12 protein-coding genes are annotated in these 11,700 nt (G+C 38.0%); 6 read left to right on the top strand and 6 right to left on the bottom strand.

Translation table 11 applies throughout. The features are described 5' to 3' along the window. The first annotated feature begins 44 nt into the window (after nucleotides 1-44). Nucleotides 45-893, top strand: coding sequence for a phosphoglycerate dehydrogenase (locus AC3AX0_RS01345; RefSeq protein WP_487548508.1), 849 nt, complete (start codon nucleotides 45-47; stop codon nucleotides 891-893). 69 nt (nucleotides 894-962) lie between these two features. On the opposite strand, the gene tsoY is transcribed toward AC3AX0_RS01345, so the two are convergent. The 3 genes from tsoY to AC3AX0_RS01330 form a co-directional block, all read right to left on the bottom strand. Next, nucleotides 963-2,084 carry a selenoprotein TsoY gene (gene tsoY, locus AC3AX0_RS01340; protein ID WP_487548503.1) on the bottom strand — a complete coding sequence of 374 codons (1,122 nt, stop codon included), beginning with the start codon at nucleotides 2,082-2,084 and terminating at the stop codon, nucleotides 963-965. Between the two features lie 87 nt (nucleotides 2,085-2,171). Then, nucleotides 2,172-2,942: a DUF169 domain-containing protein gene (locus AC3AX0_RS01335; RefSeq protein WP_487548502.1), complete on the bottom strand. Its 771-nt coding sequence runs from the start codon at nucleotides 2,940-2,942 to the stop codon at nucleotides 2,172-2,174. 245 nt (nucleotides 2,943-3,187) lie between these two features. Continuing rightward, entirely contained in the window at nucleotides 3,188-4,306 is a 1,119-nt protein-coding gene (locus tag AC3AX0_RS01330) for a YbbN family protein (RefSeq protein ID WP_487548501.1), read from the bottom strand. Nucleotides 4,307-4,439: 133 nt separating this feature from the next. Here AC3AX0_RS01330 and AC3AX0_RS01325 point away from each other — a divergent pair, with 133 nt between their 5' ends. The 5 genes from AC3AX0_RS01325 (at nucleotide 4,440) to AC3AX0_RS01305 (ending at nucleotide 9,763) form a co-directional block, all read left to right on the top strand. Continuing rightward, nucleotides 4,440-4,946 carry a VanZ family protein gene (locus AC3AX0_RS01325; protein WP_487548500.1) on the top strand — a complete coding sequence of 169 codons (507 nt, stop codon included), beginning with the start codon at nucleotides 4,440-4,442 and terminating at the stop codon, nucleotides 4,944-4,946. Further along, nucleotides 4,943-5,821 carry a M23 family metallopeptidase gene (locus AC3AX0_RS01320; protein ID WP_487548499.1) on the top strand — a complete coding sequence of 293 codons (879 nt, stop codon included), beginning with the start codon at nucleotides 4,943-4,945 and terminating at the stop codon, nucleotides 5,819-5,821. The genes AC3AX0_RS01325 and AC3AX0_RS01320 overlap by 4 nt, the downstream gene beginning before the upstream one ends. 93 nt (nucleotides 5,822-5,914) lie before the next feature. Beyond that, entirely contained in the window at nucleotides 5,915-7,162 is a 1,248-nt protein-coding gene (locus tag AC3AX0_RS01315) for an ATP-binding protein (RefSeq protein WP_487548498.1), read from the top strand. Next, a complete protein-coding gene (locus AC3AX0_RS01310) occupies nucleotides 7,159-8,001 on the top strand; it encodes a DNA-binding domain-containing protein (protein WP_487548497.1) in 843 nt (280 codons plus the stop codon). Before AC3AX0_RS01315 ends, AC3AX0_RS01310 begins: the two co-directional genes overlap by 4 nt. 115 nt (nucleotides 8,002-8,116) lie before the next feature. Next, on the top strand, nucleotides 8,117-9,763 hold the full coding sequence (locus AC3AX0_RS01305; protein WP_487548496.1) for a Na+/H+ antiporter NhaC family protein: 1,647 nt from the start codon (nucleotides 8,117-8,119) through the stop codon (nucleotides 9,761-9,763). A 159-nt stretch (nucleotides 9,764-9,922) separates the two neighbouring features. On the opposite strand, the gene AC3AX0_RS01300 is transcribed toward AC3AX0_RS01305, so the two are convergent. The 3 genes from AC3AX0_RS01300 to yedE are packed head-to-tail and all read right to left on the bottom strand — an operon-like array spanning nucleotide 9,923 to nucleotide 11,454. Next, nucleotides 9,923-10,159: a putative Se/S carrier protein gene (locus AC3AX0_RS01300; RefSeq protein ID WP_487548495.1), complete on the bottom strand. Its 237-nt coding sequence runs from the start codon at nucleotides 10,157-10,159 to the stop codon at nucleotides 9,923-9,925. A gap of 1 nt (nucleotide 10,160) precedes the next feature. Further along, entirely contained in the window at nucleotides 10,161-10,367 is a 207-nt protein-coding gene (locus AC3AX0_RS01295) for a sulfurtransferase TusA family protein (protein ID WP_487548494.1), read from the bottom strand. Further along, nucleotides 10,360-11,454: a YedE family putative selenium transporter gene (yedE, locus tag AC3AX0_RS01290; RefSeq protein ID WP_487548493.1), complete on the bottom strand. Its 1,095-nt coding sequence runs from the start codon at nucleotides 11,452-11,454 to the stop codon at nucleotides 10,360-10,362. Before yedE ends, AC3AX0_RS01295 begins: the two co-directional genes overlap by 8 nt. Between the last annotated feature and the right edge of the window lie 246 nt (nucleotides 11,455-11,700).

The raw sequence follows: 11,700 nt of genomic DNA, 5'->3' as shown, positions 1-11,700 counted from the left end.
CACTTTAGGCACTTTTAACTTCTTCAAGAAAGGTAAACGAGGGAATTGAATGGGTAAACAACCTTGACGGCGATGTTGAAAAGCAAGTTGAAAAAGGAAAAAGTCAATTTGCAGGTCCTGAAATCATGGGCAAAACTCTTGGTATTGTAGGACTTGGAGCAATCGGAGTTTTAGTTGCAAACATGGGAATCAAGCTTGGAATGAAGGTAATAGGATACGATCCATATATCTCTGTTCAAAAAGCAATCGGTCTTTCATGGGATATGAAATACTCTTCATCACTTGACGAGTTATTGAGCCAGGCAGATTATGTATCTCTTCACCTCCCTTTACTGGACAAGACAAAAGGATTCATGGACGAAGAAAGTATAGCAAAAATGAAAAAAGGTGCTAAACTTATAAACATGTCTAGAGGCGGACTTGTAAATGACAAGGCAATCCTTAAGGCAATAGCTGAAGGAAGAGTAAGTTCATTCGTAACTGACTTCCCTACTGATAGTCTTATTAACCAGGACGGAGTAGTTTGCATACCTCACCTTGGAGCTTCTACTCCAGAATCAGAGGAAAACTGTGCAAGAATGGTAGTAAATCAGCTTATAGAATATCTTGAAAATGGAAACATCACGAACTCTGTAAACTTCCCTAACTGTTCACTTGAGAGAACTGAAGGAACACACAGAATTGTAGTTCTAAACAAAAACGTTCCAAACATGATCGGTTCACTTACAGCTGTATTCTCAAAATACAATGCAAACATCATTGAAATGGTGAACAAGAGCAAAGGAGACTATGCTTACAATATAATCGACATTGCAGGTACTGAAGTAAATGAAGAAAAGATTGCAGAGATTAAAAGCATAGAAGGAATCATCAAGGTAAGATTGGTAGACTAATCAGAAACAAGAGATGTTAAGATATGAAAAACTCAGGATCTATATCCTGAGTTTTTTTATTTTTGTTTTTTATACCTTTACTCTCGAAGCCTTTATAAATTTTCCAAGGATCATGGTAAAGATTATAGTTCCGATTAATATGCTTGCAAGGTTTATTCCCTTTAGTATTTCGCTTGAAAAATATTTGTCGTACACTATTGTTCCCAAAACTTGGGATCCAACAAATCCTCAGACCATGCCCCACTGTGCAGGGGAAAATTCACTTGTCAAAAACTTGTCCCTCAGATAATCCTTGAGGAATACCAGAAGAAACACAAGCCACAGCATAGTTGTAACATAGGCAAGTACTATTACAATAAAGGAAATGGCACTTATGTCAAATCCAAATGTTTTTCCAGAAAACACCATTATCTTGTAGAAGCTAAACCATAAAAGACACATGGGTGGTATCACAAGAAAATAGGCTGGAACAACTCCCGTATCTGGCATTTCATGTGACCTGATTTCCTGATAAAACAACAATGCCAACTTAAGACCAAAGGCAACAATTCCAACCAAAAGCAAAAATATAGTCATGAATGCCGCTGCAGACCCAAGAGCTTCATTTGCTGCCGATGTAGCAAGTCCAGAACCGAAAAGGGATATTGCTCCGAAAGCCAATATGTCCAGAAGCCATGCAAAATTCAGTTTTTCATGGTCAAATTTTTCCTGAAACATAGTCTTTAGAACCATGACTTCAAGAGAAATGACAGTAAACCACAAACCCATAAAGAATATCATAGCCGGCACCATAAGGCTTTGAAGGTTTTCACCTATCCAGGGAAAGAAAAATCCCAAAGGTCCCATGAGAACCACCATAGACATAGGCAGTGAAATGAGGGGTGAAAATATTGCCGAATTCCCGAGAGGGTTCTTCATAAGTTCGCCAAATCCCTTTGTTGAGAAGAGCCAGGTTAAAAGTTCCTTTAAAAATATGAGTGTCAATACAATGTGAATTGCTATGAACATTGCCATGAGTCCTGTCAGCATATAGGCCGTAATGTTTTCGAATCCGCTGAATGATTGTGAAGACAGTCCCGTTAAAGAAAAGTCCCCACCTTTAAAAACCGAAGTCTTCATAAAATTAAAGGGCATCAGCGACATTCCTGCAGCCGCTAGCGACCCTTGAAATTTCGTTGGTGTAAATTTCATATAATGTTTCTCCTTAATAATATATTATGCATTTAATAATAAGATATCTCGTTTTAAAAAAGCAAGTATTTTTACAAATTATTCATTTTAACTTCTATAATAACTGGTTCCAAGCTCCAAATCTATATCAATATTATTCTTCTCTGCTCTTTCAAGTATTTCCTTCTTTATGACATTGGGATCGCTGGGATTTATTGTCTTCAATACACCATCAGTTACATTCATGAACTTGTTGAAGGGCATTCCTACTCCCATTTCATTCTGTTCCCATTTGGCTGCAAATCTTGTATTTGCACAAAGCAGCGATATATTCAAATCGTCCGTTGTGTATGGAGTTGCAGTACATTCCGAGCAGATTCCTTGATTGCCTGTAAGCTTGACACTTTTAGGATTTCCGTAGTGGTAGGCGTATCCTTGAACAATTCTCATGGACTGGTAGGGATTAACTATCATGAGCACTATATCCGGATTCTCATCAAATTTTTCCAACGGTTGAACTATGAGCCCATATACTCCTTCGTCTAGATAAGTGACGTTTTCCTGAACATTCTTTGCTGTTTCAATATCCTTGTACATATTGTAGCCATAGTACACTCTTCCCGAAGTAACCTCTTCATCCTTCTTTACAAGACCGAAGGTTCTCAGTGATCCCACACAATAGAAATTATCGAAATCTGCTTTAAAGCTTCTTCCTTTTGTTGCAAACTTCACCATGTTGCAGTAAGAAAGCTTGTTCTTCAGCTGTGATACGTCGCTCTCTTCAAATTCTTCCTTCGTACGTGCAAACTTTATTCCTACTATTTTTCTATCCAGGTCAAGGACAGTTTTCATTTCATCTATTCTTCTTTTAATATCCATAATATCCTCCTATAACTTCTTTTCATCCTTATTATAACAACAGACAGTCAATAAATAGTCAAAGGAATAGCAAATACCCAAAATGACATTTAGATATTTTTGACGTTTTACAACCTTGTAAACAAGATTACAACGCTTCAAGTAATTTTGTGATTAAATGACTTTCCAGGACAATAAAAAAAATACAGAAAATCAGCTATTAACCAATTTCCTGTACTTTTTTATTGTTTTATTTTTTACTAAACTTAATTATTCTCAACCCACTGAACAAGTGTGTCCATGTCGGGTACCGCTGGAAGAGTCGTATCTTCTCCAACCTTGAAAAGTTTAATGCTCGGGAATGATGTTATATTGTATTCTGTCAATATTTCTCCTGCATCCTTTTCATTGAGTATTCCAACTCTTGCTACGCCTGCAAGGGCTACTGCCGTGTTGTAGAATGGAAGTTCCATGTCTTCACATAGCTCGTTGTCGTTCTGGAAGAAAAGTACAAGTGCCTTTTCCTCTCCAAGAATCTCTTCAGCAAAGTTTTCCTCATTAAGTTCAACTGGTCCGTATTCCCTTTGTGACTGGTACTTGTATTTCTGGATAAGTCCAAATTCCTCAGCCATTGAAGACTTAATGAGACCTTCCGAAATGAGGTCTTCCGCCAAGGTTCTTGCACTGTTAAGCCTTGAAGATCCAAGGGCGTTATATGTTACCATCACCAAATGGTATCTTTTCAAATTATCATCTGTTGCTTCTATATTGTTTGTAAGTCCTGTGATTTCTCCAAGCTTCAGAGCATTTTCATATGCATATGATGTTTCATATCCAAGTGCTCTAAGATAGAAAGTCAAAAGCTGCTGCATAGTAACTGAATCCTGTGCACCGAATATATTGTTCTCAGGGACTGTTCCAAGGGCTATACCTTTCAAATAGGCTCTTCCAACATAAGGCTTTGCCCAGTCACTTACATCGCTGAAAGGACATTGTTCCTTTGATGAAGGCTCCCATCCGAGAGAGGATACTATCATCTTCATTGCCTGTTCCCTGTTCATATCTCCTTCAAGGTTTGGCTCATACTTAACTGTTGAAACACCGTTAAAAAGTCCAAGGTTGTAAAGTACCTTTCCATATTCATAGGCTTCCTGAAGCTCTCCGTCATAGTCGTTTACATCTTCAACTGGTTCTTCAGCCACTTCTTCAGGTTCCTCTACAGCTTCTTCAGCCGGAACATCCCCTTCTTCTCCTGTCTCATCAGGTTCTTGTATATCTTCTACAGGCTCTGCAGGTTCCACCGGTTCTTCAACGGGTTCCTCAGGTGTACAGGCTGCAAGCATCATTGTTAAAATCAAAATCAAGATTAAATTGGTTTTTTTCATATGTCTCCTCCAAATATTGCTATTCTGATTTTTACCCAATTTTCTACATATTAAACAATATTATGCTACACTATTGAATTTTTCACCAATCAATGTTATAAATAGATACAGTAAACAAAGGGGAAAATCTTTAATGAATAAAATTCTGAAAATTTCTTTAAGAATGATTATATATATTTCATTTGCAGCATACCTGGCCTACCTTTTCGACCTGGTATTTTTCAGGTACAGAGCTACCTTCAGAGGAATCAATAACATGACAACCTTAAATTTCTATCTTGAACATTCTGCAAACTTCAAGCCCTTCAAGACCATATTGAACTATATAAACAATATAGGAAATATAAACAACAACATAATAATAACAAACATACTTGGAAACATTGCTGCATTCATGCCCTTTGGAATATTCCTTCCACTGGCACTAAGATTCAAGGGAATCATAAGCATCTTAATCCACAGCTTCATCCTGAGCCTTTTCATTGAAACCATTCAGATGACCTTCAGGGTTGGATCCTTCGATATTGATGACATAATACTGAACACCCTTGGAGGACTACTGGGATATGTGATTTATCTCCTTTCTGAAAGATACTTCAGTTCCTATATTAAAAAGAAAAAACTGGGAGATGCTAAATGAGAAGTTTGATTTTATATATGATGATACTAATTTCAACAACTACTGCTCCTTTAATAGAAGATGCGCTTAAAACTCCGGAGCTTGTTCTTGAAACAGAATATAATTACCCGGGAAATATTCTAATAGTCAGCATTAATAATCCACCCACAAATAGTGAAATAACAATGGAAACAAACATTTCCCACGGTCTACTTTCAAAAGGCATCATGGATGGATCATACTTTTTCTTCATTCCTGTAGACATATGGACGGAAGAGGGAATTTATAATATAGAAGTAACTGTAGAGGACAAGACCCTTAAAAGATATTACGACCTTTCCACAGAAATTAAAATTTTCGACAAAGAATTTGTAGAGCAGTATCTCTATGTGTCAAATGAAGTATACGAATCAACAAACAACGACGATGCCTTCAAGGAATTCAGAGAAAGGGTTAAAGGTGCCAGAAGCACTTCCGACATGAAAAAATACTGGGATGGAAAATTCAGCCTTCCCTTTGAAGATTTCACCCTAACTACTGACTACGGCGAAAAAAGATTTGTAAACGACCAAATAACATCAACAAGACATTCAGGTCTTGACCTTGCGGCTCCGAAAGGAACTGAAATACACGCCTGTAACAATGGAATAGTCACACTTGCTGAGTATGTCACCTTGACTGGAAACACCCTTGTAATAGATCATGGAATGGGTCTTTTCACAAGCTACTACCATATGGATACAATAGATGTTGAAGAGGATACTTTCGTTATTAAAGGAGACTATGTAGGAACCGTGGGCTCGACGGGATTTTCAACAGGTCCCCACCTCCACTGGTCCATAAGCATCTACAATACTTATGTAAACACCCATCAAGTTCTAGACAATGAACTTTAAGAATTGCTAACCGTCTTGTCTTGTCATGCGTATTGACAGGCGCTATACTCAGTAGCACGCTAGATATATGCCTATTCACGATTGGAGAGGATTATGAAAGACTTAAAACAAATGATTTTTATCGGTCTCTTTGTATCGGCTGGATCACAATTTCACTTAAAATTCTTTTCAGAAGGATTTCTCATCACATCATCAATAATAGTTCTTCCCATATTACTGTATATTTACGACTATCTTTCTGCTTTCAGGACTGTATTGATTGTGGCGGTAATGTCTCCTTTATTCAGATATGTCCTCGAAATACTTCGAGGATATACATTTTCTGAAGCAGCTACCATGGTTTATCCAGACATATTCTTCTATGTAGCATACGCTGTCTTCTTCTATATCTTTTATACCAAAAAAAAACAACATAAGCTCCCAGACTTCATCATCGTCGTTCTCATATGCGATTTTTTATCCAACCTTGTGGAGCTCAGCGTAAGAACAAGAATTTCGGAAATGGAAGACTCCATGATCCTTCTCATCATAGGAGTAGCGGTCCTACGAGCTATAATTGTATTTTCACTTATCCTTCTACTCGAAACATACAAGTCCATAATGGACAAAAGAGACCACCTAAAAAGATATGAAAAACTCTATATGCTCACATCCTTTTTCAAAAGTGAAAGCTACTATATTAAGAAGAACATGGACCAGATTGAATCACTGACTAAAAAAGGATTTGAAATACACAAGGCAGTATCAGAAAGCGAAACTAATGAACAACTAAAGGAAATGACCCTAGAATTCGCAAAGGACATACACGAGGTTAAAAAGGACTACCACCAGGTTGTTAAGGGACTTGACATACTTGACGATGATAATATGGAATCCGTTCCCATGGACATATCAGATATAGTTAAGATTATAACAACTTCTATCGATAAGAGTGAAGTGAACCTGAGGATAGCAATAAACTTTAATGCAAAGATCGATGAGCACTATTATCTGACATCCATTCTGAGGAATATGATAAACAATTCTCTTGAATCCTTCGGAAAGACAAAGTATCCAAGAATAGACATTGAAACAGAAAGAGACGAAGACATTTGCATATTCACAATAAAAGACAACGGACGTGGCATAAAGCCCGAATATATTGATGACGTATTCTCACCGGGTTTTTCAACAAAATTCAATATAGAAACGGGAGACATATTCAGAGGACTTGGACTTTCAATTGTAAAGGACTTAATAGAGACCCATTTCAAAGGAAAACTGAGCATAGCGTCGGAAGTAGGCTCCGGTACCGAAATGAAAATAGCAATTCCCATAACAAACCTAAGAGGTGATATATGAAACACCAGAAAATCTATCTAATAGACGACGACCAAGCAGTACTTAAAAGCCTAAAGTTCCTCATTGAAGAAAATGAACTTGGAACCGTAGTGGGATATACTACAAAGCCCCTTGAATCCATCAGGGACATTGAGATTCTAAAACCTCAGGTTGTAATAGTGGACTACATGATGCCAACCATCGACGGTCCTTCCCTTATCGAAAAGTTGGAGAAAATTCTTTCCGGTACCTACTTTATTATGCTTTCTAAAGTAAGCGACAAGGAAATGATTGCTGAGGCATATTCAAAGGGTATCGAATATTATATCAACAAACCAATTAATATAGTAGAGGTTTCACACATTTTGAAAAACCTCTACGAAAAGATGCAACTACAGGAAAAGCTCAAGCAGATTCACCAGATTTTCAACATGACCGACTCCCAACCTGAGTCAGTTCAAGAAGACAATAATGAAAATGTCAGAGCCATACTAAGGATTCTTGGAGTATCAGGCAAGTCAGGATACAGCGACGTCATAAAAATTTGCACTTATGTATTGGAAAAGGATATAGACATTTACGACTCCGACATGAAGGATATATTCGAAAAGATAGACCTAGACTACAAATCTTCCGTCCAGAGAATCAGGCGATGTGCATCCCATGCGCTAAGGAACATAGCAAACCTAGGTCTCGAGGACAATCTCAGTGAATATTTCCAGAAATATTCAAACTCACTCTTTGGATTCGAAGCTGTTAAGTATGAAATGGACCATATTCGGGGATTGCGAGAGGATGGAGGCAAAATCAATGTCAAAAACTTTTTGACAAACCTGATAGATTTATCCAAGGATTACTAAATTTATGAAAACGTTATTTTTTATCTGAAGTTTTATGAAACATTTTGAAGTCTGATGAAACTACCCGCTATTATAAATACATAGTAATAAATAAATTTTTCTAGGAGGATTTTTTATGGACAATGTAGTAGAGCACTATGGTATGTTATCATTAGTTCCCCCACTCATCGCAATTGTATTGGCATTTACTACCAAGCAGGTTATACCTGCATTATTCGCAGCAATCTGGGGTGGCGCAATAATACTTACAGGTAATCCACTTTCAGGATTTGCTTTAACTATTGAGAAATATATTGCAGGTTCAATAGCAAACCCTTGGAATGCAGGTATCATCGTATTTGACATGGCTCTCGGTGGAACAATCGGAATAGTAGCCAAGTCCGGAGGCGCCAAGGCCATTGCAGACTGGCTAGGAACGAAAGCCAAAAGCGCCAAAAGTGGTATGGTTGCAACTTGGGCAATGGGTCTATTAATCTTCTTCGATGACTATTCAAACACACTTCTTGTTGGAACAACAATGAGACCACTTACTGACAAACTTAAGATATCAAGAGAAAAGCTTTCATTCATCACAGATGCAACTGCAGCTCCTATCGCAAGTATGGCTTTTATAGCTACCTGGACCGCTTACGAAATGGGACTCCTAAGAGATGCTTTCAATTCAATCGGAGTAGAGGTAAATGTCTATGGAGCATTCCTTCAGTCAATTCCTTTCAGATTCTACAGTCTTATCATGGTTGGATTCGTTCTTATGATCTGCTTCACAGGAAAAGACTTCGGTCCAATGCTTAAAGCAGAGGCAAGAGCAAGACAAACGGGAAAACTCATTGCTGACGGTGCAATTCCACTGGCATCAAAAGAGCTTACCGAAATGGAAATAAGCGATGAAATTCCTCTAAGAATGAGAAATGCTATCATTCCTATATTGACAGTTATAGCTTTCGTTGTAATTGGACTTTATGTAAACGGCAGAGGTGCAATACTTGCAAGCGACAACACTGCACTTATTGAGCAAATAAAGGAAACTCCTTTTGCATTCACTGTAATAAGAGATGCTCTTGGATATTCAAATGCTTCAGTAGCTATGATGTGGGCTTCATTTGCAGGTACCATAGTAGCTTTCACAATGGTTCTTACACAAAAAATACTTACATTCAGAGAAACAATGGATGCATGGGTTGATGGTGCAAAATCCCTGGTAATCGCAGTATTCGTACTTGTGCTTGCATGGGGAATAGGAAGCGTTGCAAAGGATCTTGGAACAGCTAAATTCCTAATAAGCATATTAAGCGGAAAGATTTCTCCAAATGTAATACCTATGGTAGTTTTCCTTCTTGGATGTCTAATAGCATTCTCAACAGGAACTTCATGGGGAACTACAGCATTGATGATGCCTATAGCAGTACCACTTGTATACGAACTTAGCGGTGGAGACACTGGCGTACTTCTTTACGCTACAATCGGTGCAGTATTTACAGGAGCAGTTTTCGGAGACCACTGTTCACCAATATCAGATACAACAATCATGAGTTCAATGGCTGCAGCATCAGACCACATTGACCACGTTAAAACTCAGATGCCATATGCAGTAACAGCAGCAACAGTAGCCGTTGCCGTTGGATACCTTCCAGCAGCAGTTCTTGGTATCAATCCATTCATATCCGTAATAGCCGGATGGGCAATATGTTACGCAATAATCAAAATCAAAGGTCAACGTCCGGAAGATTATGTGATTCCTGAGAAGATACAAAAACAAGCATAACAAGAATTTAATATTCATACTATATACAAATTAACAATTTATGAGGCATGACAATGTAAAAGAAAATCGGACTGTAGTTATCTACAGTCCGATTTTTATTTGATCCCTTTATTAGCTTGGACAAAAATACAAAAAGAACCGTCCCTTTTGTATTTTTGCTTACTCTGCTTCGTAGATAAGTCTGTTTTCAGAGTTTTCTGAAATGAATATCTTTTCTATCTCGTCGTCTATGAGGTTTTCTATATCTTTGTCGTAACGTATCCTTGCACTTATACTGCAGTTGGAGCTCAAGACTCTAGGCACCGGCATAAGCTCGATGTTGATATCCATAGATTTTGCCTTTCTACTGAACTTCATAGCCCCCGAATGCGTAAAAAACAGTATATTATACTCCACGCTATTTCCTCGCACTCAATGTATAAAACTCCCCTTCTTCCGATATTCCAACACTATACTTAAATTTCTCCAGATATCTCTTTACATTTATCCTTGTCGTTTTATTGTCTACCACTATGTCCACACCCTTAGGGTTTTCTTCCAAAGCCTTCTTGGTCATAAGTACTGGTTGTGGGCAGCTCATGCCACATGTATCTATTTTATGCATGTTTCACCTCTCCTTTCGTTTTTCCCTTATTATCTGATTTTGCAATAAGTTCCGAGTTAAGCATTGATATAGCCCCTACTAATGCAAAACATACCACCACTGCTATCTTACCATTCGAGGAAGGTCCGCTTGGACTTGCAGCAAGGTCAAAATTATGGCATAGTGCAGCTCCAACAATAAGTCCCATTACTGTTATAGCAGAGTCTGTATTTCCCTCTCCTGCAAGTATGAGCTGTCTCAATGGGCATCCTCCAAGTAGTACCGAAGCCCATCCCACAAGACCCATTCCAACCATGTTCCACAAGCCATCAGTATGTGCAACAGGCTGACCTTCAAATCCAAGGTTGAAATAACCAAGTAAAAGGTTTCCAACAGCCGCAAAAACTATTATTGATATGAATCCTGCCAAAAGATAACTATCTCTAAAAAGAATCATATCTCTAGTTCCTCCAACCATGCAAAGCCTTGTCTTCTGGGACAGTGCTCCAACCAAAAGTCCTGCCGCCAGTGATATAAAAATAGGCGCATAGGCTGCTCCAGGTCCTTTTTCACTAAAAAACACGAATCCAGGTGCAACAGCCAGAAGAATGAAAAGTCCAATATTCATAACCGGGAACATGTATCCTTCGGATTTTATCATCTTGTAATTTCTCTTAAGATTGAATCCCTTGTTGAGGAAAAATACTCCTGCAAATATTCCAACTATAAACCCTACAAGACCGAATATTGCGTTAAGATCTCCTCCGCCAAGTCTCAAGACCATCCTCAATGGACATCCCAGGAACATTAGCGCTCCTATCATTACTGTCATTCCAAGAACAAACCTTGTAAAAGGTGATGATCCTCCCCTTGATTCAAATTCCCCGTTTTTCACTGCAAGAATAAATGCTCCAAGAACAAGTCCTATAATTTCAGGTCTTATATACTGTACAACAGCAGCCCTATGAAGACCTATTCCTCCTGCAATGTCCCGTAAAAAACATGCAATACAGAAACCCATATTGGCTGGATTTCCAAAATAAACAAGAGCCACCGATACTAGTCCGATGATTCCTCCTGTAACTATTATTCCTTTTTTACCATTCATTTTAAAACCTCCATAAATTAATAACAATTTCCTGATTCAGTTTATCAGCAGTTTATCCTTAAGTGAAATAAGAATTACAAATAGTAAAATTTCCAGTATTAAAAAAAATTATACGGTTTGTATTTACTGATTCTTGATAATATAATCAGAATTAGAAAACTTAGAGGCGGTTAAAATGAAAAACATATATTTGGACAATGGTGCAACATCATTTCCCAAGGCTCCAGGCGTTGCAGAAAGCATGTC

Source organism: Dethiosulfatibacter sp. (genome assembly GCF_983023055.1).
This window is presented reverse-complemented; position numbering and strand designations above follow the sequence as displayed.

Coding starts and splice junctions, on each gene's coding strand:
- AC3AX0_RS01335 (WP_487548502.1), bottom strand. CDS start 2,942: ATGGATATTAAAAGAAGAATAGATGAAATGAAAACTGTCCTTGACCTG.
- AC3AX0_RS01330 (WP_487548501.1), bottom strand. CDS start 4,306: ATGAAAAAAACCAATTTAATCTTGATTTTGATTTTAACAATGATGCTT.
- AC3AX0_RS01325 (WP_487548500.1), top strand. CDS start 4,440: ATGAATAAAATTCTGAAAATTTCTTTAAGAATGATTATATATATTTCA.
- AC3AX0_RS01320 (WP_487548499.1), top strand. CDS start 4,943: ATGAGAAGTTTGATTTTATATATGATGATACTAATTTCAACAACTACT.
- AC3AX0_RS01315 (WP_487548498.1), top strand. CDS start 5,915: ATGAAAGACTTAAAACAAATGATTTTTATCGGTCTCTTTGTATCGGCT.
- AC3AX0_RS01310 (WP_487548497.1), top strand. CDS start 7,159: ATGAAACACCAGAAAATCTATCTAATAGACGACGACCAAGCAGTACTT.
- AC3AX0_RS01305 (WP_487548496.1), top strand. CDS start 8,117: ATGGACAATGTAGTAGAGCACTATGGTATGTTATCATTAGTTCCCCCA.
- AC3AX0_RS01295 (WP_487548494.1), bottom strand. CDS start 10,367: ATGCATAAAATAGATACATGTGGCATGAGCTGCCCACAACCAGTACTT.
- yedE (WP_487548493.1), bottom strand. CDS start 11,454: ATGAATGGTAAAAAAGGAATAATAGTTACAGGAGGAATCATCGGACTA.